The sequence below is a fragment of the Chitinophagales bacterium genome, assembly GCA_019694975.1.
Taxonomy (GTDB): domain Bacteria; phylum Bacteroidota; class Bacteroidia; order Chitinophagales; family UBA10324; genus JACCZZ01.
Genome location: JAIBAY010000008.1, coordinates 159,659 through 183,021 on the forward strand (window position 1 = coordinate 159,659; position 23,363 = coordinate 183,021).

At 46.3% G+C, this 23,363-nt stretch carries 17 protein-coding genes; 11 read left to right on the forward strand and 6 right to left on the reverse strand.

Annotated elements, in window-relative coordinates; translation table 11 throughout:
• Positions 1 to 29 precede the first annotated feature (29 nt).
• The 7 genes from K1X61_14145 (at position 30) to K1X61_14175 (ending at position 9,684) form a co-directional block, all read left to right on the forward strand.
• The gene (locus K1X61_14145; GenBank protein ID MBX7109788.1) at positions 30 to 1,790 is read left to right on the forward strand and encodes a discoidin domain-containing protein; all 1,761 of its coding nucleotides are present in this window, start codon (positions 30 to 32) and stop codon (positions 1,788 to 1,790) included.
• Positions 1,791 to 1,915: 125 nt separating this feature from the next.
• Complete coding sequence (locus K1X61_14150) at positions 1,916 to 4,009, forward strand: aryl-sulfate sulfotransferase (protein MBX7109789.1); 2,094 nt, start codon at positions 1,916 to 1,918, stop codon at positions 4,007 to 4,009.
• Between the two features lie 324 nt (positions 4,010 to 4,333).
• Positions 4,334 to 5,572, forward strand: coding sequence for a phosphohydrolase (locus tag K1X61_14155; GenBank protein MBX7109790.1), 1,239 nt, complete (start codon positions 4,334 to 4,336; stop codon positions 5,570 to 5,572).
• A gap of 2 nt (positions 5,573 to 5,574) precedes the next feature.
• Positions 5,575 to 6,084, forward strand: a complete 510-nt coding sequence (locus K1X61_14160; GenBank protein MBX7109791.1) for a histidine phosphatase family protein — start codon at positions 5,575 to 5,577, stop codon at positions 6,082 to 6,084.
• Between the two features lie 4 nt (positions 6,085 to 6,088).
• A complete protein-coding gene (locus K1X61_14165; protein MBX7109792.1) occupies positions 6,089 to 6,433 on the forward strand; it encodes a phage holin family protein in 345 nt (114 codons plus the stop codon).
• Between the two features lie 82 nt (positions 6,434 to 6,515).
• Positions 6,516 to 8,276: a DNA polymerase III subunit gamma/tau gene (locus K1X61_14170; protein MBX7109793.1), complete on the forward strand. Its 1,761-nt coding sequence runs from the start codon at positions 6,516 to 6,518 to the stop codon at positions 8,274 to 8,276.
• Between the two features lie 166 nt (positions 8,277 to 8,442).
• Positions 8,443 to 9,684, forward strand: a complete 1,242-nt coding sequence (locus K1X61_14175; protein MBX7109794.1) for a pyruvate dehydrogenase complex dihydrolipoamide acetyltransferase — start codon at positions 8,443 to 8,445, stop codon at positions 9,682 to 9,684.
• 98 nt (positions 9,685 to 9,782) lie between these two features.
• On the opposite strand, the gene K1X61_14180 is transcribed toward K1X61_14175, so the two are convergent.
• The 5 genes from K1X61_14180 to K1X61_14200 form a co-directional block, all read right to left on the reverse strand.
• Positions 9,783 to 10,631 carry a T9SS type A sorting domain-containing protein gene (locus K1X61_14180; protein MBX7109795.1) on the reverse strand — a complete coding sequence of 283 codons (849 nt, stop codon included), beginning with the start codon at positions 10,629 to 10,631 and terminating at the stop codon, positions 9,783 to 9,785.
• Positions 10,632 to 11,014: 383 nt separating this feature from the next.
• Positions 11,015 to 11,866, reverse strand: a complete 852-nt coding sequence (locus K1X61_14185) for a T9SS type A sorting domain-containing protein (GenBank protein MBX7109796.1) — start codon at positions 11,864 to 11,866, stop codon at positions 11,015 to 11,017.
• A 315-nt stretch (positions 11,867 to 12,181) separates the two neighbouring features.
• Positions 12,182 to 13,477, reverse strand: coding sequence for a T9SS type A sorting domain-containing protein (locus K1X61_14190; protein MBX7109797.1), 1,296 nt, complete (start codon positions 13,475 to 13,477; stop codon positions 12,182 to 12,184).
• A gap of 175 nt (positions 13,478 to 13,652) precedes the next feature.
• The gene (locus K1X61_14195; GenBank protein MBX7109798.1) at positions 13,653 to 15,281 is read right to left on the reverse strand and encodes a M3 family oligoendopeptidase; all 1,629 of its coding nucleotides are present in this window, start codon (positions 15,279 to 15,281) and stop codon (positions 13,653 to 13,655) included.
• Between the two features lie 118 nt (positions 15,282 to 15,399).
• The gene (locus K1X61_14200) at positions 15,400 to 15,768 is read right to left on the reverse strand and encodes a dihydroneopterin aldolase (protein MBX7109799.1); all 369 of its coding nucleotides are present in this window, start codon (positions 15,766 to 15,768) and stop codon (positions 15,400 to 15,402) included.
• A 313-nt stretch (positions 15,769 to 16,081) separates the two neighbouring features.
• On the opposite strand from K1X61_14200, the gene K1X61_14205 reads away from it, so the two are divergent.
• Entirely contained in the window at positions 16,082 to 17,230 is a 1,149-nt protein-coding gene (locus tag K1X61_14205; protein ID MBX7109800.1) for a sulfotransferase, read from the forward strand.
• Between the two features lie 79 nt (positions 17,231 to 17,309).
• The gene (locus K1X61_14210) at positions 17,310 to 18,488 is read left to right on the forward strand and encodes an acyl-CoA dehydrogenase family protein (protein ID MBX7109801.1); all 1,179 of its coding nucleotides are present in this window, start codon (positions 17,310 to 17,312) and stop codon (positions 18,486 to 18,488) included.
• Between the two features lie 198 nt (positions 18,489 to 18,686).
• Here K1X61_14210 and K1X61_14215 read toward each other — a convergent pair whose 3' ends face one another.
• Positions 18,687 to 19,343, reverse strand: a complete 657-nt coding sequence (locus K1X61_14215) for a protein-L-isoaspartate(D-aspartate) O-methyltransferase (GenBank protein MBX7109802.1) — start codon at positions 19,341 to 19,343, stop codon at positions 18,687 to 18,689.
• 459 nt (positions 19,344 to 19,802) lie between these two features.
• On the opposite strand from K1X61_14215, the gene K1X61_14220 reads away from it, so the two are divergent.
• Together K1X61_14220 and K1X61_14225 are read left to right on the forward strand one after the other, a co-directional pair.
• Positions 19,803 to 21,206: a phosphoglucomutase/phosphomannomutase family protein gene (locus K1X61_14220; protein ID MBX7109803.1), complete on the forward strand. Its 1,404-nt coding sequence runs from the start codon at positions 19,803 to 19,805 to the stop codon at positions 21,204 to 21,206.
• A gap of 119 nt (positions 21,207 to 21,325) precedes the next feature.
• The gene (locus tag K1X61_14225; protein MBX7109804.1) at positions 21,326 to 23,335 is read left to right on the forward strand and encodes a S9 family peptidase; all 2,010 of its coding nucleotides are present in this window, start codon (positions 21,326 to 21,328) and stop codon (positions 23,333 to 23,335) included.
• Positions 23,336 to 23,363: the final 28 nt, after the last annotated feature.

Below are 23,363 nucleotides of genomic sequence, written 5' to 3' on the forward strand. Positions count from 1 at the left end.
TAAACGATCAACACATTAAACAACTGCATATGAAATTACATCAGAACCTGCTTTTAATTTGCTGCATGGTGGAGTTATGCCTCTTGAAAGCCACTGCACAGTCATCAGGCATAACCACGTATTGTAATCCTATGGATATTAATTACCAGTATAATTTTGAGCAACTCAACAGTAAAATATCATATCGTTCCGGTGCCGATCCCGTTATCGTAAATCACAACGGGACGTATTATTTATTTGTCACCATATCCGGCGGTTACTGGCATTCAACGGATTTGTTACACTGGAATTATATCACTCCGTCTAAATGGCCAATGGAGGATATATGCGCTCCGGCCGCTCTTTCGGTGCGTGACACGCTTTACCTGTTTCAATCCACCTTTGATCAGCGCCCTATTTTCTTTACCACAACACCGGAAAACGGGAAACTTCATTTCTATAACCGGTGGTTGCCGCAACTGCCAAAGGAAGTGGGACCATGGGATCCTTGCATATTTTATGATGAAGACAAAGACCGGTGGTATATGTATTGGGGTTCGTCCAACGTATATCCGATTTACGGAGCAGAATTGGATAAGCAACATCAACTCACTTATAAATCTGCTTATAAAGGACTGATCAGCCTGCATCCGGAAGAACATGGCTGGGAGAGGTTCGGAAAGAATCATACGGATACCATCCGGCCTTTCATTGAAGGTGCCTGGATGAATAAATACCATGATAAGTACTATCTGCAATATGGAGCACCGGGCACTGAGTTCAATGTGTATGCCAATGGCACATACATTGCCGATGATCCTTTAGGGCCATTTGAATATGCGCGCTACAATCCTGTCTCGTACAAACCCGGCGGCTTCATGACCGGCGCCGGTCACGGTAATACGTTCCAGGACAAATACGGCAATTACTGGAATACCGGTACACCGTGGATTGCCATCAACTGGAATTTCGAACGGCGTATCGCCATGTTTCCGGCAGGCTTTGATGCAGATGATCAGCTTTATTCAGATACGCGTTTTGGCGATTTCCCGCATTACCTCCCAACAGGGAAATGGAATAACCGGAATGAATTGTTTACCGGCTGGATGTTGCTGTCTTATCAGAAAACTTGTACTGCCGCTTCGCAAATGGATACCTTTTCCGCCGATAAGGTGACTGATGAAAACCCAAGAACGTTCTGGGTAGCTGCTGCCAATAACAATGCACAATGGCTGAACATTGATTTGCAGCATATATGCGAAGTAAGAGCGATGCAGGTCAATTTCGTGGATTACAAATCGGCCATTTTTTACAGTGATTCTACTGTGTTCACCCAATTCAGAATGTATGGATCTGTTGACGGAAAGCAATGGGAAATGATTGCCGATCTTACCAAAGAAAAACGTGACCGGCCCAATGCTTATATCGAATTGCCGCAGGCAAAAAAGGTTCGTTATATCCGGTATGAACACGTTTATGTGGCTGCGTCTAATCTTGCCATCAGCGATATCAGGGTGTTTGGGAAGTATGAAGGCGCCCCGCCGGAAACACCACGTATGTTTATGGTTGCGCGGCAGGAAGATGCCCGCAATGCAGTCATTTCCTGGAAGCCCGGAAAGGATGTAGTCGGTTATAACATACTATGGGGAATCGCAGCAGACAAACTGTACCAGACGTACCAGGTATTTGCCGGCGGAGAAGCAAGACTCGAACTGCGTGCGCTTACGAAAGGGCAATCGTATTATTTTTCCATAGAAGCTTTTAATGAAAGCGGAGTATCGCAACCGGCTAAAGTGGTTTTCATCCGTTAAACAGGTGACAGATCATTTTCTTCCTCCTGATCACCCCACGGTTTGATCAGGAGAAAAGCTGTTAAAAGAATTTTATCTGTAGTCTTATCGATGATTTATCTTTGGTCGCTATAAATTTCACTTTCATGGTAAACAGCTTCGTACGTAGTCTTTTCCTAATCATAGTTTATTGCCTGTCAAGCAATGCAGTCTTCGCGCAGTTTCAGTATATCTCACCGCTTCCGGGTTCGAAGATGCATCATCCGCAAACCAATATCATACTGCGCAACGGCAACCTGATTGCTGCTTCCACGCTAAGGCCGGAAAATTTTGTGGTGTCAGGTTCTGCCAGTGGAAGACATGATGTGGATGTGATACTTTCTGATGATGGAAAGACCATACTCCTTCAACCCACCGTACCATTTGCCAATAATGAATCAGTGACCGTTGCCGTATCTGATGCATTGCGCACTAAGCAGAACGAAATCATCAAAGGCACCGAGTTTAATTTTCAGACGGAACCATTGTACAATGCAGCAGACCAGCAGCGATTGGCCGATGCACACCGGCATGTGTTTGAAGAGGAATTCGGAACAGCAGCGGCGGAGACCACAAGTGATACACGTGACCTTTCGGACTGGACCGGCGGATTACCACCACTTACCATCTGGGCCAACAACAATCCGGCACCGGGAAGTGTGTTTTTTCACAACTTCGATTTTTCATATCAGCCTACTGCACACTATTGCATCATGGGCAATAATGCCGATTCAGTTTACGGAAAATTCGATCAAACCAAAGGAATCGGATTCACCATTAATCAAAACGGTTACCTGACGCTGTTTAACAACAACCTCAACAGGCACGAGATGCTTGACTCAAACTATAAGATGATTGATAAGTTCTATTGTGGCAACGGATATATTGCCGATGTGCATGAGTTTATAGTGTTGCCGAACGGGCATTCCTACCTGATAGCCTACGACCCGCAATACGTGGATATGACGGTTTATAATCCCAATTACAATCCAAATGCTGTGGTCATCGGTGCAGTTATACAGGAACTGGATGCTTCAAAGCATGTGGTGTTTCAATGGCGCAGCTGGGACCACTTTGAAATCACGGATGCCACGCATATTTTGTTATCTACCAGTGAAATTGATTATGTGCATGCTAACTCTATTCAGCTCGAGGCAGATGGTACCAGCTTTCTTTTGTCGAGCAGGCACATGGATGAGGTAACGAAAATCAGCTTTACTACCGGCGATATCATCTGGCGGCTGGGCGGACTGCACAACGAGTTTACCTTTATCGGCGATCCGCAGAAGTTCTCTTATCAGCATGATGTGCGGCGTCTTTCAAATGGTCATCTCACTGTTTTCGATAATGGAAACTATCACAGCCCCGCTAAAAGCGCAGCGAAAGAATATATTCTCGATGAAACCAATAAAACCATCACGTTAACCTGGAAGTACGAAAGAAACCTGACCGGCAGTAGTTCAGCCATGGGAAGCATGCAGCGTTTGCCTAACGGGAATACATTTATCTGCTGGGGCCTCGTCTATAGTGTTCAGTTTCCCAGTGTTACAGAGGTGACGGCGCAGGGCGATGTTGTTTGGGAGATGAGATTGGATCCTGAATTCAATGATGGTATTTATCGTTCTCACAGATTTGAATGGACTCCGTGTTCGAGGCCTTCATTCGGTACCATGCAGGCAATTGATATCACTGCCGTTTCCGCAAAACTTAAATGGTCAAGTGCAACAAACGCTGGTTCTTACCAGGTACAGTACAAACCAACCACATCATCCGTCTGGACAACGAAAAACACCAATAAAAAATCTGTAACTGTTGGCGGGCTTGCACCGAATACAACCTACGACTGGCAGGTGCGATCCATTTGCAGTTCTCCCAATCCTCCGATGTCAGGTTATACCGCCAAGCGAAAATTTACCACACTGCCCCAGAAAATAGCGGATGATTTACTACCGATCACGCTCAATGCTTACCCTAACCCTGCCTCAGGGAACCTGACGCTGGATATTACTTTGTCGGCAGATGGCCCGGTATCACTCCACGTCTACAATATGCTGGGTCAGCAGCAGATGTCCGGAAGCTATGATGCGCAGTCCGGCACCAACAGCATTGCAGTGGATGTTTCACGTTGGGCTAACGGAATTTATTTTGTTGAAGCCATTTCAGGCACACAGCGCACTACGAGTAAAATAACGATCGAGTAGCCACGCTGTTAAAATCTGATGGTTCTGGTTAAGTCATCATGATGTGGATACTGCATGGCTAAAGGGCGAAAGTGGTCCGTTATTTTTTATTCCGGCCAGTAACAGTAATCCGTCACTGGGATTCATTCCTTATCTTTATGCACGCATCCGGCATTCAAGTCGTCAGGTTAAACGTTTTGCAGAGCTGCCTGTGACATGCGTGATAGTTTCATTTCAATAAATAATATGTAAGGCAACGGCATCGCTGAATAGCTGCATGCCGTGGTCTTACCGCTGAGGAATCAGTTTCAATTATAGATTTACCTTGTACGAGCGAATATCTTTATGAAAAAAGCATCTCCCATTCTGCTGAAATCCGCCGACTATGTATTCAACCTGTTGCGCGAAAAATTACCCGCTAATCACATCTATCATAATTATGCGCACACTACGGAAGTGGTGGAAGCAGTGGCTGAAATTGCGGAAGGCATTGGCTTATCGAAAGAAGAAACGGAAATGGTGCTGTTGGCAGCATGGTTTCACGATACGGGGTTCATTGAAGTCTATGCCGGCCATGAGGAAAGAAGTAAGGCAATTGCCGAACGGTTCCTGGTAGAAAATCTTTATCCCGCTGAAAAAATTGAACGCATCAAAGGATGCATTGATGCCACCAAATATCCGCAACGGCCGACCAACCTGCTCGAATACATTATTTGCGATGCAGACCTTTCAGGCATTGCCAGTAAAAAATACTGGGAGAATGCAAATTTCCTGCGGCAGGAACAGGAACTCGTGCTGAACAAAAAATATACGGAGTCTGAATGGATCAAAACGGAAATAGAATTTCTGACGCAGCATAAATATCATACACCTTATTGTTACCTGGCGTATGAGAAAAGAAAAACACAGCATGTGCTGGAACTCAGGCAGAAACTGGAAGATTTGGAAAAGTCGGAAGGAAAGGAGCGGGAAAAGCGCAGCCGGAAAGAAGAAGAGCGGTTAATAAAAGAAAGCAGGCCTGATCGAGGCATAGAAACCGTTTTCCGGCTCACCATCAACAACCATATGAGTCTTTCAAAAATGGCGGATGACAAGGCGAATTTTTTGTTGTCCATTAATGGTATCATTCTGTCTTTTGCATTGGCAAACCTGGTGTCGAAGCTGGATGTGCAAACCAATTACTTCCTTGTGGGGCCAACGGCTATTCTGATGCTGGTCTGTCTTGTCTCTATCATCTTTGCTGTGCTCTCCACGCGTCCGAAGCTGATTGCCGGAAGCACTACGAGAGAGGATATTGAAAAGAAACGCGCCAATCTTTTATTCTTCGGAAACTTTCACAAGATGCAGCTGGATGAATTCAACTGGGGTTTTTCAGAGATGATGAAAGACAGGGAGTTTCTCTATGGCAGCATGATACGCGACCTTTATTATCTCGGGCAGGTTTTGGGAAGGAAGTATTTCCTCATTAGAATTGCTTATACTGTCTTTATGTGGGGAATCATTATAGCCGTGTTGTCATATGCAGTCAGTTACTGGTATTACTTTATGTATAGTCCGCTGCCACAATATTCTTATCCCCAGTAATCATGAAACAGCTTATAATAGTTCGTCATGCAAAATCGAGCTGGAAGGATGAACGCGCCGATGACCATGACCGCACCTTAAGCAAGCGCGGCGAACGGGATGCACCATTCATGGCCGGCGTGCTGAAGCAGTTAAAAGTCGAACCTGATCTGATGGTATCGAGTACGGCGAAACGTGCATATGCAACGGCCAGTTACTTTGCAACGGTGCTTGGCTATAAGAAACACCATATTGTACAAAACAACAGGTTATATCTTGCTGCACCGGATGAGCTGTTGGAAATTATCAATGAACTGCCTGATGAAAAGAACACCGTATTGATCTTTGGTCACAATCCGGGAATTACCACGCTGGTGAACGACCTCTCCGGCGCCGGTATTCAGAATGTGCCAACCAGTGGTATCTGCGCCATCAGCATTGATGTAGATCAATGGCAGGATGTGCGGACAGGCAGCGGACAACTGGTTTTCTTCAAGTATCCAAAGTTGTACTTTAACGATTCAGATGATTAAGGATATGAATCTGCTTGTCAAAATATTAATCAGTGGCCTGGCGGTATTAATTACTTCCTACCTTCTCCCGGGCGTTGCAGTGGAAGGCATGACCAGCGCCGTAATTGTAGCCGCTGTGCTGGCTTTGCTGAATGCAGTCATCAAGCCGATCATGATTATTCTCACGTTTCCTGTAACCATTTTAACGTTAGGTTTATTTCTGCTGGTGATCAATGCCTGTGTGATATTACTGGCCAGTGAACTGGTGCCCGGATTTTCGGTAGATGGCTTCTGGTGGGCGTTACTTTTTTCTATTATCCTGTCCATGGTGAATGCAATATTTGACTCAATGGCTTCCGGTAATCAATAAGGGTTGATTGTCAGTCGCGGCTGCATGGCCGCTCATTTTTATCATCTGTTTTTGTAGAGATGGAATATATTTGTAACCCGCCATGGAAAACTTCATTGTATCAGCACGGAAGTATCGCCCCGCTCGTTTTGAGGATGTGATTGGTCAGCCTCAGGTTACCGGCACCCTGAAAAATGCCATACGAACCAATCAGCTGGCCCAGGCATTTCTTTTTTGCGGCCCGCGTGGTGTAGGTAAAACAACCTGTGCAAGGATTCTGGCGAAGGCGGTTAATTGTGAAAATATTTCTGCGGATTTTGAACCGTGTAATGAGTGCGATGCCTGCAAAGCCTTCAATCATAATGCATCCTTCAATATTCATGAGTTGGATGCCGCTTCCAATAACTCAGTAGAAGACATCCGTGCCCTGATTGAGCAGGTGCGCTTTGCACCACAGACCGGTAAAAAGAAGATCTATATCATTGACGAGGTGCACATGCTTTCCCAGCAGGCCTTCAATGCCTTTTTGAAGACACTGGAAGAGCCTCCGTCCTATGCGATATTTATTCTTGCCACCACGGAAAAGCATAAGATCATTCCCACCATATTATCACGCTGCCAGATTTTTGATTTCAACCGCATCAAAACGGAAGAGATGGTAAAGCACCTGCAGGGCATAGCGAAAAAGGAAGGAATAAGCGCGGAGGAGGATGCATTGCACATCATTGCACAAAAAGCGGATGGTGCATTGCGGGACGCATTATCCATGTTTGACAGAATCAGCATATTCTCCAACCGCAAAATTCAATACGCTGCCGTTGTTGAAAACCTGAATATCCTCGACTACGATTATTTTTTTAAGCTGATTGACTATTTCGTGGCCGCCGATACCTCTTCGGCATTGCTCACATTTGACCAGGTGCTGCAAAAGGGTTTCGACGGTGAAAATTTCCTTTCCGGCATGGCTGATCACTTTCGCGACCTGCTTGTAGCCAAAGACACTGCCACACAGGTGCTCATGGATTTCTCTGAAAACATTCGCAAGCGATATGTGCAACAGGCGCTCTATACACCTGCCGCCTTTATTATTTCAGGCCTTGCCATTATCAATGATGCGGAAATCCAGTACAAAGCAAGCAGGAATAAAAGATTGTGCGTGGAACTGGCGCTTATCAGGCTATGCCACCTGCAACAGGTAATTGATCTCTCTAAAGAATTTTCTTCGGGAGTAAAAAAAAAATTCCTGAATAAGGAGGAAGAGGAACAGCCTGCAACAAAACAGGTAACCACAGATTTCCCTGCTTCCGGTAAACCCGTAACTGCACCTTCCGTTACAAAAGATAAGAAGACTGAGCCCGCTGTAAAGACCGGCGGCGGAGGGTCCGTTCGGCTTACATCACTGGATAATTTAAAAAAGGAACTGCTGGAAAAACCAAAGGCGGAAGACGCGGCGCCAGTGCCGGAGGCCGCAGAAGCGGTTTATGATGAAATTGACAGCTATGCCTTTCAGCAGGTTTGGAAAAGTTACCTGGAGATTATTGAAAAGGATAAGAAGCAGGTGATCTTAAAGATCCTCGAAGCGTTTCCGCCGGAAGTTGTTTCCGGTAAAACGATTCTGATCCTTGTTGGAACAGAAGCCTATCTCAGTGCCTTAAACTCTGAAAGGGAAGAGATGTACTACTTCCTGAAAAAGGAATTGGATAAAAAGGCTATAGACCTTGTCATCCAGGTAGATAAACAAAAATCACGGACAGAAACTGCACGCAAGCCATATACTACGGGTGAAAAATTCAATCACATGCTGCAAAAAAACCCGAAGCTGCAGGATTTGAAAGACAGGCTGAAGCTGGAGTTGGATTATTAAACTGCATCGGATTTTCTTATGTAATCAGTGCCGCACAACACAGGTCCGGCAGGCTTGTGCATTAGTTGCAAAACGGATGACAGACTGAATGGAATGGCAAGCGGCGTCCATTGTGTATTCGCTCTGCTTTTTCCTATTTTTGATGCGATCAAAAGAAATTTAAGACATGGCTGATGTAGTACGAATGCCCAAGATGAGTGATACGATGACGGAAGGTGTGATCGTTGCCTGGCATAAAAAGGTTGGTGATAAAATTAAATCCGGTGATCTGTTGGCAGAGATTGAAACTGATAAAGCGGTAATGGAATTTGAAAGTTTCCAGGAAGGAGTTCTTTTATACATCGGCCCCGACAAAGGTGAAGCAGTAAAGGTGGATGAGGTAATTGCCGTGCTCGGTAAGGAAGGAGAAGACTACCAGGCATTGCTGAAGCCGGCAACAAACGGAACTGCCGAGAAAAAACCTGATGCGGTTACAGCGGAGGTTCCTATAGCAACGAAAAATGAAGTAGCTGCCACCGGCAATGTAACAGCAACTGAGCAGGATAGCGGACGGATTAAAGCATCTCCGCTTGCTAAAAAGATTGCCAGTGAGTCCGGTGTCCCGATAGCGAAGATTAAAGGTTCCGGTGATGAAGGGCGGATTGTGAAGCGCGACGTAGAAAATTTCCTGACGGCGAATACAGGAGCCGCCGGCTATGTTTCCATGCCTGCCGTTGCCGGAGTGGAATCATTTGATGAGGTTCCCGTATCGCAAATGCGCAAAACGATTGCAAGAAGGTTGGCGGAGAGTAAATTCAGTGCGCCTCATTTTTATCTTACGATGGAGGTCAATATGGACCGTTGCGTGGAAGCGCGAACCGCTTTAAATGAAGAATTTCCCGACCGGAAGGTTTCCTTTAACGATATCATCATCAAGGCAGCGGCATTGGCTTTAAAAAAGAACCCGAAGGTGAATGCCAGCTGGCTGACCGATAAGATCAGGTACAATCATCATGTTCACATTGGTATGGCTGTAGCGGTGGAGGAAGGGTTACTGGTGCCTGTAATCAAATTCGCTGATCAGAAATCATTATCACAGATCAGCGAAGAAGCAAGGATGTTTGCAGGTAAGGCAAAGGAAAAAAAGTTGCAGCCGGAAGAGATGCAGGGCAATACATTTACAATTTCCAATTTAGGCATGATGGATATTGATCATTTTACGGCCATCATTAATCCACCCGATGCATGTATACTGGCTATCGGTAAAATCAGGAAAATTCCGGTAGTGATACATGACCAGGTAAAAGTCAGCAGTGTGCTCACTGTTACACTTTCCTGTGATCACCGTGTTGTGGATGGTGCTACCGGTGCGCGCTTTCTGCAGACTTTCAAATCATATCTCGGAAACCCGCTGAGCATGCTTTATTAGCAGTAAGATCAATTGCGCGGATAACAAAGTCCGCAGGAAGTTTCAGGCGTTTGATGCTAAACGATTCAACGATCTGCTCTCCGCGCAGGTTGCGGCTCTTATATTTTTACAAATTTCCGTGTTATCGTTTTATCGCCCGTTCTCAACTCAATAATATAAGTTCCATTAGCAAAATCTGACAATGAGAAGGAGGCGTATTGCTTTCCTTCCTGCTGTATGTCTTGTTGCAGCATGGCCAGCCTTTTTCCTGATAAGTCATATAATGAAATGACCACTGCAGTGCTGTTGGACAGATAGTAACTGAGCAGTATTTCAGATGACGCCGGGTTAGGGTAGAGGCTGAACTCATGGCTATCGCAGATATCATCGATTCCTACACCAAATGCTTCCGGTATTGTAAGTGTGGAAGTGTGGATCACATCACCACTCGTATTGTTATTGTTGTTGGAAAAGTTAAATGCACCGTAAAAAGTTACATCACCGGTGCCTGCAATTGGTGCTGTCCAGGAAAAACTCCAGGTGGCAGTATGGCCGGGCCAAGTTGTTCCTGCACTTTTATGGGTGATGTACTTATTCGTATTGCTTGTAAATTTTGTCTTATTGGCATCCAGCAAGGCCATTGTTCCTAAAAGTGTACCGGCATTATTCTGCGGTGAAATCTGAAAGCCGAATTTAGTCAGCGAAGGATCAGTGATGCTGGCAGTAATGGTGTAGGTATAGCCGGGCACATAACCGGTTGCCGGCACATCGGAAGTAATCACATCAGATATCAGCGTAGCAGTGCCCGGGTGGCAGCCTAAGCGTGCGCAGGTCTTGTTATCAGCCGGTGATCCTGTATTGCCTGCCGGCGCACCTGAACCATTACCTTCCGCTGGCTGCAATGAATTACCGGCGACAATAATTGCTGCAATGAGGGAGAAAACTATGAATCGTGTATTTCTTTTCATGGCAAAATTAATTCGGCCGCAAAGCTAAACTATGCAACTGAGATTCTTCAGCAGCTGCGGTAAAAGCGATAGTATCAAAACTGATGCTTTCATTTTTTTTGAAGGAAATCAAAGCTTAATAAACAGCGGGCAGCAGACAGCGGACAGTCAGCCGGAAATTTTGATGATAATATTTCGGCAGCGGCTGCCGGGAAAAAGCAAACCCTTCCGTTGCCGGAAGGGCTTGCCTCGCATGAATCAAATGGAATGAGGGGTTTAAAGGAATTATCTTTTATGCATTGCAGCTGACTTCAGTAAACAACATCGGATTTGACTGAAGCAAAACACAGTCGGGGAAATTTACTGATGAACATATCCTTGAAATTTTCGAATGAAGCATCATGTTAAAGCCTGGTAACTTTTCTCGTAATCACCTGGTCGCCGGCATGTAGCTTTACTATATACACACCCGATCCGACATCGCTGAGTGGAAGGTCAATATGATAGGTGCCGGGAGCCTGGTCATTCCTGCTCAGTTCCTTCACTGCTTTGCCCGACAAATCAAACAAAGTAATATCCACCGGCCCTGCCTGTGAAAGTGCGTAGCTGATATTCACATGATCGGCTGCCGGATTCGGAAATACATTAAGTGATTCTATGCTTACCACATCGTTGACAGCCGTGCCAAAGCCTTCGGGAATCACAAGTGTTGCAGTATGAATCACATCGCCGCTTGTTCCGCCATTGTTGTTGGCAAAATCAAATGCTCCGTAGAAAGTTACATCACCTGTTCCTGCAGCAGGAGCGGTCCAGTGAAATGACCATGTTGCCGTATGATCAGGGAATAAGTTTCCATTGCTGGTATGGGTAATATATTTATTGGAGCTGCTCGTGAATTTGGTTTTTACGGCATCTGATATTGACATAGTTCCAAGCACAGTGCCCGCTGTATTTTGCGGTGTTATTTCAAACCCGAACTTAACCAGGTTTGGATCGGTGATGGTGGCTGTTATTGTGTATGTAGAATCCGGAACATAACCGGTTACAGGAACATCGGAAGTGATTACATCAAAAATTGCTGTTGATCCGCCGGGATGACAACCGCTTTTTGCACAGGTCTTACCATTATCACCCGGAGCTCCGGCAACCGATGATGGCGCTCCTTCGGGATAGCTTGTGGCAGAATGCATGGACAGACCGATGATGGCCATGCCGGTGAAAAGTGTAAACGCAATAAAAAGTAAGTTCTTTTTCATACCAATTTTGTTTGCCGCAAAGCTATCCGTCAGGCCCTTACCCTTAAAATGTTATGCACTGAGCGGGCGATTTTTGAGCTCGACCGGTAAAAACACACCTTCGGATAATATCATCATTCGAAAGAGCTTCATTATCAGCTATCTCAAAACAAGCAATCAATGCGGTCATGCCGGATTTATTTCTGCATCTTAAAAAGTTGTAATTGAGGTTCAGCGGAGCAACGATTTGGAGTTGAAAAGAACACCCGTCGGTATGCAGGTGGACAAAAAAAAGGGGGAACATTGCCCCCCTTTTTTAATTTTCAAACGCTAAGATTATTCTGTCTTAACGATTTTAATGACCTGTTGAACGTCACCTTGTTCGATTCTCACAAAGTAAATTCCGGGTGTAAGGTCTTCATTGATTTCAAAAGGCATTGCAGGGTCAACATCATTATAAATATGAATGGCTCTGCCACTGATATCCAGCAACCTGATGATGGCCTTTTCTTTAGACAATGAACCGATTTGTATGTTGACCGCATTGCTGAACGGATTAGGATAAGCGGCAGCATTAATGGCAGGCTCTTCACCCATCTTGCAACTAATCGTAACGGCTGTTGCTTTGGATGTTTTATTGCAACCGGTTGCCGTTATCGTCACTTTCACGGTATAGGAACCAGATAGTGTTGCGAGGTAAGTACTGTTGGTCGCACCACTGATATTCACACCATCTTTCTGCCATTTGTAGGTAACACCGGTTGTTGGAGTGCCGCCTCTGGTCAGCAATATGCTGCCTGCTGTACAAGCCCCTGCTGAAATAGTAGCGGTAGGTGCCGGATTTACGGTTATCGTTACCGTCTTACTGCAAGCGCCTCCGTCTCCGGTAACCGTATAGGTAGTTGTTGAAGTGGGTTTGGCAACAACAACAGCACCGGTCGTAACATCAAGGCCGGTGGATGGTGCCCAGGTATAGGATGTTGCTCCGCTGGCAGTAATGGTTTGTTTGCTGCCTTTGCAGATAGTAGCGGCCACCGGTGTAACAGTAAGGTTACAGGCAGATACGGCTTCCTGCACCGTGTAGGTGGAGGTTTTAACTATGTCGCCACTTGTGCCGCCATTATTATTGGCATACATGAAAGAACCGTAAAAGGTAACAGCGCCTGTTCCTGCAACCGGAGCTTTCCAGTTGAAAGACCAGGTGGCAGTATGCCCGTTCCAGGTATTGCCTGAAGTGGTGTGGGTGATGTACTTGCCGTTTGATGCAGTGAATTTGGTTTTTGTTGCATCTGTCAGGCTCATCGTACCCAATACTGTACCGGCTGCGTTTTGTGGTGAAATCTCAAAACCGAATTTCACCAGCGATGGATCTGAAATGGTTGCCGTTACCTGGTAGGTTGTGCCGGGCACATAACCGGCTGCCGGAATGTTTGATGTCATGGCATTCAGCATGGTGCCTGCCGTTCCGGAATGGCATCCGCTCTTTGTGCATGTTTTGTTATTGTCGCCGGGCGATCCTGTTACGGATGATGGTGCACCGTCGGGATAACTGATGGCTGTGATAAAAGTTGCGCTGATTAAACCGCTTGCAACAACGATGAAAATCAGCAAAGAATGTAATTTGTTTTTCATAAAGGCTTTGGTTTGAAAGTGAATTGAATGAAACCAAAACTATAGGCTCATGTCAAGGCGCCACAAACAACAATGCCGAAATGGACAGAATCAGCGTTGAACGGTGAATACCATAAGCTGAAGGAGAAAATTAAATATAGAAATTATAATAATTTGTAATTCGAGTGTAATTCGGTCAATTCAGTGCGCTGTCATCGGCAGCCGTAAGCCAGTTATTCACGGAAGCGATAGTTGCTGTTGCAGCGTTGGCATCGAAAGGAGATTGCAGGCCTGCCTCCGCTACCAGTTGCAGAAATGATTTGCTGCCGCCGGCCTTGCAAAGCCGTATATAATCATCCATGGCAGCCTTCCTGTCTGTGGTTGCCTTTACCCAGAACTGGAATGCACATAACTGTGCGAGTGTGTAATCGATATAGTAGAACGGGTGTTTATAGATATGCGCCTGCCTTTGCCAGAATCCGCCTTCTTCCAGGAAATCATTATGTTCATAGACCCGGTGAGGCAGATACTTTTTTTCAAGTGAACGCCAGTATGCATTCCTTTCTTTTGGCGTGAGCCCGGGATGTTCATAGATATGATGCTGAAATTCATCAACCGCAACACCGTAAGGAAGAAAAATAAGTGAATGGCTCAGGTGTGCAAACTTGTACTTATCGGTTTGCCCGTCAAAAAACAGGTTCATCCACGGCCATGTTAAAAATTCCATACTCATGGAATGTATTTCAGCCGCTTCGCTGGTCGGGAAATAATATTCTTCCAGGCCAAGGTGGCGGCTGCAATAGGTTTGAAAGGCATGGCCTGCCTCATGTGTCAGCACATCAATATCGCCGGAGGTGCCGTTAAAATTGGAAAAGATAAACGGGCTCCGCGTTTCACTCAGGAAGGTGCAGTATCCGCCGCCGGCCTTGTTGGGTTTATTCACAAGATCCATCAGTTCATTCTCAATCATGTAACTGAAAAATTCGCCTGTTTCCGGCGACAGTTCATCATACATATGCTTTGCATGCTGCACGATCCATTCCGGCGTACCCTGTGGTGTTGCATTGCCCGAATTGAAATCCAGCGGTTCATCGAAATACAGCAGTTGTTCAAGGCCGAGCCGCCTGCGTTGTCTTTCTTTCAGCTGCGACACAAGCGGTACAACGTTTTCCTCCACCATTTTTCTGAATGCGCGCACCATCGTCGCATCGTAATCAGTACGGCACATACGGAGGTAACCAACACTCACAAAATTTTTGAAGCCAAGCTTCCCGGCGATGGTGTGCCTGACTTTCACCAGCTCATCAAAAATACGGTCCAGTGCCTGTGCATTGGCAGCATAGAATTCATCCGTTCGCTCATGTGCCGCTTTGCGTATGGCGCGGTCAGTGGATAGTTTATAAGGAACCATGCCGCTCAGGTTCAGTTTCTTTCCGTCGAATTCTATCTCGGCGGATGCGATCAGTTTCGTGTATTCTGTCGTGAGTTCATTTTCACGCTGAAGATCGCTGATGATGGCCGGCGAAAAGGATTGCAGTGTTACGCTTGCTATGTCAAACAGTTGCTTGCCGTACCTGCTTTCCAACTCGCCCCTGCAGGGCGAGTTGATCAGAGCCTTGTAAAAGGCTGAAACAAGATCGAGGTAAATAGGATAGGAGTTGTCGAAGTATTCCTGTTCCGCTTCAAAAAAAGGATCACTCGTATCAATGGTATGGCGGATGCTTGCCACGTTGCTCATGGTTTCAAAATGCGACCGCAGTCTGTAGATTTCATCAATGACCTCCATCTGCGCCTTCGCCGCTGCCGTTTGACGGAACGTTTCCATTAATGCATTGAATTGACCGGCTAGCTGATCAAGGTCCGGCCGCTCGTATTTTATCTGGCTGAATTTCATAGTGGCATAAAGTGGGCAAAACTACAAGTTATCAGTGCTCCTTCCATATCTATTTTTTTATGTTTCTTACCCAACTATCCTCAATCCAAACTTTCTTCACCCTTCCTCCAAGCGGAGGATGCAGCTTGGCAACACGCAATTTGATGCTTGTGACAGCAGGAAATTTTTGCGCAATGCCCGACATTATATTGGCAACAACCGTCTCCAGCAGGTGAGTGGGCTGCATCATCAGGTCGCGGATATGGTCATACACAAGTTCATAATTAACGGTATGGGCCAGTTCGTCATTTAAGTCACCTGTTCTTGCTGTCGTGGTAAGGTGGATGGTAACTTCTATTTCATTACCCAGCAATTGCTCTTCCGGGTAATACCCGATGGGAGCTTTAAACTTCATGCCTTCGATTACGATAGTTGCCATAGGGAATAGTTTCATGCGGTTGAGAATACAAATATCCGCAAATTAAAAAGTTCCGCTGTCCTGTATCCATGAAGGTGCATGAATGATTTACTTTCTTTGTGCAGCTTAAAAGTTGTGAGAAGCCAATAATAAGATTAACCGTTTTCGATTGCGTAAGCGCCCATTACTGTTTATGTCTCCGTTATTCTGCAGGAGTTGCTGAAATCATGTATTAACCCGTTGATACAGCATAATTTTGTAACAGTATAGGATACATAAGTTGAAAACGAAAAGAGAAAATCAGGAAACGATATTACTTCACTGAAATTGAATAATGGCAAAGAAGACATTCCGGATTGCATTCAGCACCATTGCGGTTACACCATTCATCAATTTTATCCGGTTGGTGACGCGCTATCCCATTTCCCGCAAATACCTTGGTAGATGCTTCCTCGCCGGATTGATCAGCATGATAGCGGAACCATTCCGGCTGGTGGAGCAACTGCTTTATGCGCGCAAGCTGCACCGGACGAGACTGCCGGCCTCGCCTGTTTTTATCTTAGGCCATTGGCGGAGTGGCACAACCTTGCTGCATAACCTCATGTGCAAGGATCAGCAATTTGCCTATATCACCACCTATCAGGGTGTATTTGTAAACCAGTTTTTTGCAAGCCGCTGGTTATTCCGGCCGTTAATGAAATGGCTGATGCCGGAAAAGCGGCCTTCGGATAATGTGCTCTTATCACCTGACTTTCCGCAGGAAGAAGGGTTTGCTTTGTGTAACATGCATTCCTATGCCTTTTATAACTTCTGGTACTTTCCCCGTCAATGGAAACATTTTTACGACCGTTATGTTTCCTGCCGGGATTTAACTGCAAAGCAAAAGCGGCAATACAGTAAGCGGTATAAGAAGCTGATTGCGCAATCCTTACTGGAACATCAGAAAGAGAATTTTATTTCGAAAAACCCTGTGAATACAGGCAGCATTCAGATGATCCTGGAGATGTTTCCGGATGCCCGCTTTATATACCTCTACCGGAACCCCGTGATGGTTTTTCATTCAACATTTAAATTTTTTACGGCAGTGATGGAAACGCTCCGCTTGCAGGTATTTACACCACCGGAGATGGAGGAGCTGATCTTTGAATTGTATGAAAGACTGATCAGTGAATATGAAAAGCAGAAAGCGCTGATCCCTCCACATCATCTTATTGAAATACGGTATGAGGATTTCCTGCAGCATCCTGAGGAACATCTGAAGCAGATTTATACTTCATTGAATCTGCCAGGATTTGATAGAGCGCTTCCTCACTTCATGACTTATCTTGACACACAAAAGTCATTTGAGAAGAACAAGCATCTTTCAGACCCGTTACACCTTGAAAAAGTAAAAACCCGTTGGGGCTTTGCCATGAAAAAATATGGCTATGCTGAAGCTGCAACAGGCGCGAAAGAATCTTCGTCAACGCATCAATTGCAATAAGTGGGGCTGACTGCTGAATGCATCAATCTTTTATTTCCCCGCTTTCAATCCATACATTTGCACCATAAATATTGAAACAATGCCCACTGATCGTTACCAGCAACCCGATTACTACCAGGTAGATGAGTTATTAACCGACGAGCAAAAACTGATTCGTGACACCGTGCGTGCATGGGTGAAGAAAGAGGTCTCTCCCATCATAGAAGACTATGCACAACGCGCAGAGTTTCCGAAGCAACTGATAAAAGGATTGGCGGAGCAAGGTTGCTTTGGGCCGACGGTGCCGGTGGAGTATGGCGGCGGTGGCCTCGATTACATCTCCTACGGACTGATGATGCAGGAGATAGAGCGCGGCGATTCAGGTATCCGGTCAACAGCATCGGTACAAGGCTCGCTCGTCATGTTCCCGATCTACGCCTATGGCAATGAGGAACAGCGGAAAAAATATCTGCCTAAGCTGGCCAGCGGCGAATGGATGGGATGCTTCGGACTGACGGAGCCGGATTATGGCTCCAATCCTTCCGATATGATCTCCAATTTCAAAGATGCAGGTGACCATGTAATCCTGAACGGAGCGAAAATGTGGATCTCCAATGCGCCGTTTGCTGATATAGCTGTGGTATGGGCAAAAGATGAAGCCGGTGTCATCCGCGGATTGATCCTCGAACGCGGCATGAATGGATTCACCACGCCGGAAACACATGGCAAATGGTCGTTAAGAGCTTCTGCCACAGGTGAACTGGTATTTGACAATGTGCAGGTGCCTAAAGAAAATATCCTTCCTAACGTGAAAGGGCTGAAAGGTCCGTTGGGTTGTTTAAGTAAAGCACGTTACGGCATTGCCTGGGGTGCACTGGGTGCTGCCATGGATTGCTATGATTCAGCGCTCCGTTATTCACAGGAACGGGTTCAGTTCGGCAAACCGATCGGCGGATTTCAGCTCACGCAGAAAAAGCTGGCGGAAATGATTACGGAAATCACCAAGGCGCAGCTGCTTGTCTGGCGGCTGGGCGTGCTGATGAATGAAAACAGGGCCACGCCCGGACAGATTTCCATGGCGAAAAGAAATTCGGTGGAGATTGCACTGAATATTGCGCGCGAAGCCCGGCAGATACATGGCGGAATGGGTATTACCGGCGAATATCCGATCATGCGCCACATGATGAATCTTGAATCAGTGGTTACCTATGAAGGCACACATGATATTCATCTCCTCATCACCGGAATGGATGTGACGGGCATCAATGCCTTCAAATAACAACGGATAATTGCACCTGATGGCGGAGGAATTTATTGCCACCGTGCTATTGGTGATGGTGTTTGGGTGGATAAACCTCCTTCTCCTCAACCTGATGTATCGCTGCACTGAACCATGCAGGCTGCTGAATCTGTCACGTCACAACAGCAGCAAATATGGTCACGCGATTAGTTCAGCGGATCAAACCAAAGTAACTCCTTATGTTTTTTTTCCCGGCAGCAATGGCACAAACTTAAATGTGTCGAACACTTCTTCCCGGATCTCATCACCGGAAATTTTTGTGTAACGCTTCATGAGTTGTGTTTCTCCCTCGCCAACCGGAATCACCAGCATACCACCGGGCTTGAGCTGCGTTAATAATTTCTCCGGAAGAAAAGGGGCCGCAGCCGTCACTAGTATCTTGTCAAACGGCGCGAAGGACGGCAGCCCTTCGTACCCGTCGCCATAAAAGCACTTCACCTGTGCATATCCGAGTGAAGGCAAGAGCGCTTTGGTTTTCTCATAGAGCTTTTTCATCCTTTCAATCGTAAAAACGCGTGCTTTCATCTCAGCAAGGATGCAGGCCTGGTATCCTGACCCTGTTCCCACTTCCAGGATTTTTTCACCTTTTTTGACTTCCAGCAGCTGCGTCTGATACGCGACTGTATATGGCTGCGAAATAGTTTGACCTTCACCTATCGGGAAAGCGCTGTCTTCATAGGCCCGTTCGATAAAAGCGCTTTCAAAAGCAAACAGGTGACGCGGCACTGCTTCCATTGCGCGCAAAACTTCGGCATCATGAATGCCTTTCGCCTTCACGGTCTCCACTAATTTCTTTCTCATGCCTTTGTGGCGGAAGGTGTCTGCCTGGTTCATGGATGTTGCCGTTAAATCCTGCTGCGGGCAAAGTTAATCGTATCGCGGAGTATTTGTTGGATGTGATGTAAAGAGTGGAAGTAAGTGGAAGTATATCATTTAATGTATGCTGATTTTTTGAGGTTATTGAACAATGAAGCAACGGATCATATCGATAGCTATACCATCGAAGCAACCGTATATGATTTGGTTAATAGCCGGCAGCCAGGCAGTGTCAACCAGAAGCTGTCACAAAATACCTGGAGTCATCCTGTGCCGATTGATCAGGATCCGGGTCTCTTCAATTCATTGACTCATGCCGGAATAAATCCGCCATGACCGCATTGATTGCCTGTTCTGAGATAGCTTCTGATTCTTCATCTGCTTCATTGTCCCGCCGCCTGCCGACTTATGTTTTAAACGAAGGAGTACCTATATTTGCCGCCTTCACAAATACATGCATTCAAACGCAATTACCCTATGACTCCCATTAAATTCGGCACTGACGGATGGCGCGCCATCATAGCACAGGATTACACAGTTGACAATGTAATCAGGGTGGCCTATGCAACAGCAAACTGGATAAAGAAAAACTATCCGCAACCCAAGGTGCTCATCGGCTATGATTGCCGCTTCGGCGGTCAACTCTTCGCCGAAACAACTGCAAAGGTGATGTGTGCCTGTGGAGTTAAAACATTTCTGGCAGAAGGATTTGTTTCCACACCGATGGTTTCGATGGGAACAAAACATTTCGGAGCCGGCATGGGTGTGGTGATTACAGCCAGCCATAACCCGCCTTCGTATAATGGTTTTAAGCTGAAGAGCGAAGCCGGTGGCCCGAGTTCTCCAGCAGTGATTGCCGAAGTGGAGAGCATGATTCCGGACAGCATCAGCGTGGAGATGGTTGCTTTATCAACCTATGAAGCAGGAGGCTTGCTCGAATATGTTGACCTGGAAAGCCTGTATGTAGCACTTGTCCGCAGCAATTTTGACCTGGAAGGCATCAACAACAGCCATGTAGTGGTGGCTTACGATGCCATGTATGGCGCCGGACAAAATGTTATTCCGCAGGTATTAAAAAATCCGATACTGCTGCATTGCGATTACAACCCTTCCTTCAAAGGGCAGGCGCCGGAGCCGCTTGACCGTAACCTGCAGGAATTGGCTTCACTCATCAAAAACTCACCGCATAATGTTTGCGGACTGGCAACAGATGGCGACGCCGACAGGATTGGCATGTATGATGAAGACGGTAACTTCGTGGATGCCCATCACATCATCTTGCTGCTCATCCATTATCTGCACAAATACAAAAAAATGAATGGCAAGGTGGTGGTGGCTTTTTCAGTTTCAGATAAGGTGAAGAAACTCTGTAAGCATTATGGTTTGCCCATTGAAGTAACACCGATAGGCTTTAAATATATCAGCGAAAAAATGGTGAAGGAAGATGTGTTGGTGGGCGGTGAAGAATCCGGCGGCATCGCCGTTAAAGGCCACATTCCTGAGCGCGATGGAATCTGGGACGGCCTGATACTGCTGGAGTTTATGGCGAAGACCGGTAAATCAATGAAGCAGATCATCCAGGAAGTATATGATGTGGTCGGCTCTTTCAGCTTTGATCGTCTCGATCTTCACCTTGATGAAGCGCTGAAGCAGCAGATTGTACAGAACTGTAAAGACAACAAGTACACTTCATTCGGTCAATACACTGTACAGCGCATGGAAGATATTGACGGATACAAATATCATTTCAGCGACAATGAATGGATTATGATCCGTGCTTCAGGAACAGAACCTTTGTTGCGCGTTTATGGCGAAGCACCTACCAAAGCGGCCGTAACAGCATTGCTGGCTACAGCCAGAATGGCTTTGCTGGGCAAGTAGGCGGCGTATTGCGAATACGCTGATGCCAGACGACAATGCGCTGAATCTTCATCTCTCACTAATCGGGCAAACTAAATCTTACGTGTATGCGGACTAACATCAATTTATTAATTGCTTTCATGCTGTTGTTTCAAGGCATGGCCTTCAGTCAGCAGGTGATGACACCCGACCTGTTATGGCAGTTAGGAAGAGTGAGCGGGGAGATGCTTTCACCTGACGGGAAGAATGTGATTTATGGTGTCACCGTATATGACATGGCAGCCAACAAAGGTGAACGCAATCTTTTTTCCATTCCGTTAACCGGTGGTGCAGCAAAACAAATCTCTTCAACAACGGGAACAGAATACAACGTGCAGGTTACGCCATCGGGCAAAATGGGTTACCTCTACAACGGACAATGGTGGGAAGCGGAATGGGATGGCAGCGGGGCAAGGCAGATATCATTCATAGAAGGCGGAGTTGACAATGTGAAAATTTCCGCGGATGGAAAATATGTCTTGTTTTCTCAGGAAGTGAAAGTGCAGAACACCATCACCGATCGTTACCCTGATCTGCAAAAAGTAAATGCACATGGAGGAGATGACCTCATGTACCGTCATTGGGATACCTGGGAGGACGGAGCATACAATCATGTTTTTTATGCCTTGTACACTGCTACCGGTTTCACCAATGCGAAGGATATCATGCAGGGTGAGACATTCGACTGTCCGCAAACACCTTTTGGCGGAGCCGAAGATTTTATTTTTGACGCTGCGGGAACGGGTATCTATTATGTGTGCAAAAAGAAAAGCGGAAAGGATGCCGCCGTCAGCACCAACACTGATATCTATTACTATTCCATCCTCAATGGCACCACCTTGAATATCACCGACGGCAATAGCGGCTATGATATGCAGCCGCAACTATCTCCCAAAGCCAATGTGCTGGCCTATACTTCTATGGCACGTGACGGATTTGAAGCGGATAAGAACAGGCTGTTCATAAAAAATATCGCTACCGGTCAGCAATATGACCTCACCAAAGACTGGGACGAAACAGTGGAGTCATTCCGTTGGAGTGCCGATGGAACAAAGATCTATTTCCTGGCGGTGAAGGAAGCAACTGAACAGATATTTGAAATGACTTTACCGAAAGATCCTGCAAAAAATGCCGCCGTCACCATCAGGCAGGTCACTAAGGGCGACTTTGACCTGAATGCACTGATCGGCCAGCAGGGTGATTGGATGATCGCCGCCAAAAGTGATATGAATCATGCAGCAGAATTGGTGCGCGTCAATCTTAAGACCGGAGAGGTATTGAATTTAACAACAGTAAATAAGCCGGCATACGACGGCATTAAGCTGAGCCGTATTGATAAGGTTTGGATGAAGACTACCGACGGGCAGCGGATGCTTACATGGGTGATTTATCCGCCTGATTTCGATGCCGCTAAAAAGTATCCGACACTGTTGTATTGCCAGGGTGGACCACAGTCAGCCGTTTCGCAGTTTTATTCTTTTCGCTGGAATTTTCAACTGATGGCTGCCAATGGTTATGTCGTCATCGCACCCAACCGGCGCGGTTTGCCGGGCTTTGGCACGAAGTGGAATGAAGACATCAGCCAGGATTGGGGCGGACAGCCGATCCGGGATTATCTTACGGCAATTGATTCGGCGGCAACATGGAGTTTCGTTGACAAGACACGCCTTGGTGCCGTTGGCGCCAGTTACGGCGGTTATTCCGTCTACATGCTGGAAGGATTGGGCGAAGGACGATTCAAAAGCATGATCGCGCATTGCGGCGTGTTTGATTTGAACAGTTGGTATGCCTCTACTGAAGAAATTTGGTTTGCCAACTGGGACCTCGGCGGTTCCTTCTGGCAGAAGCCCCGGCCTAAAAGTTATGCTTTATCCAATCCGATTAGTTTGATCGACCGGTGGAAGACACCGATCATGATTATGGAAGGGGAGAGGGATTATCGTATTCCGTACACACAAGGCCTGGAAGCTTACCAGGTTGCACAACTCAAAGGCATTAAGAGCAGGTTGCTGGTATTTCCTGATGAGGGCCATTGGGTGTTGAAGCCACAGAACAGTTTATTATGGCACCGTGAGTTTTACCGTTGGCTGGATGAGACTTTGAAGAACTGAACGGACAACCTTAGCTGCCTCATCAACG

Coding starts and splice junctions, on each gene's coding strand:
- K1X61_14145 (MBX7109788.1), top strand. CDS start 30: ATGAAATTACATCAGAACCTGCTTTTAATTTGCTGCATGGTGGAGTTA.
- K1X61_14200 (MBX7109799.1), bottom strand. CDS start 15,768: ATGGCAACTATCGTAATCGAAGGCATGAAGTTTAAAGCTCCCATCGGG.
- K1X61_14170 (MBX7109793.1), top strand. CDS start 6,516: ATGGAAAACTTCATTGTATCAGCACGGAAGTATCGCCCCGCTCGTTTT.
- K1X61_14165 (MBX7109792.1), top strand. CDS start 6,089: ATGAATCTGCTTGTCAAAATATTAATCAGTGGCCTGGCGGTATTAATT.
- K1X61_14175 (MBX7109794.1), top strand. CDS start 8,443: ATGGCTGATGTAGTACGAATGCCCAAGATGAGTGATACGATGACGGAA.
- K1X61_14180 (MBX7109795.1), bottom strand. CDS start 10,631: ATGAAAAGAAATACACGATTCATAGTTTTCTCCCTCATTGCAGCAATT.
- K1X61_14185 (MBX7109796.1), bottom strand. CDS start 11,866: ATGAAAAAGAACTTACTTTTTATTGCGTTTACACTTTTCACCGGCATG.
- K1X61_14205 (MBX7109800.1), top strand. CDS start 16,082: ATGGCAAAGAAGACATTCCGGATTGCATTCAGCACCATTGCGGTTACA.
- K1X61_14150 (MBX7109789.1), top strand. CDS start 1,916: ATGGTAAACAGCTTCGTACGTAGTCTTTTCCTAATCATAGTTTATTGC.
- K1X61_14160 (MBX7109791.1), top strand. CDS start 5,575: ATGAAACAGCTTATAATAGTTCGTCATGCAAAATCGAGCTGGAAGGAT.
- K1X61_14195 (MBX7109798.1), bottom strand. CDS start 15,281: ATGGAAACGTTCCGTCAAACGGCAGCGGCGAAGGCGCAGATGGAGGTC.
- K1X61_14220 (MBX7109803.1), top strand. CDS start 19,803: ATGACTCCCATTAAATTCGGCACTGACGGATGGCGCGCCATCATAGCA.
- K1X61_14155 (MBX7109790.1), top strand. CDS start 4,334: ATGAAAAAAGCATCTCCCATTCTGCTGAAATCCGCCGACTATGTATTC.
- K1X61_14225 (MBX7109804.1), top strand. CDS start 21,326: ATGCTGTTGTTTCAAGGCATGGCCTTCAGTCAGCAGGTGATGACACCC.
- K1X61_14210 (MBX7109801.1), top strand. CDS start 17,310: ATGCCCACTGATCGTTACCAGCAACCCGATTACTACCAGGTAGATGAG.
- K1X61_14190 (MBX7109797.1), bottom strand. CDS start 13,477: ATGAAAAACAAATTACATTCTTTGCTGATTTTCATCGTTGTTGCAAGC.
- K1X61_14215 (MBX7109802.1), bottom strand. CDS start 19,343: ATGAACCAGGCAGACACCTTCCGCCACAAAGGCATGAGAAAGAAATTA.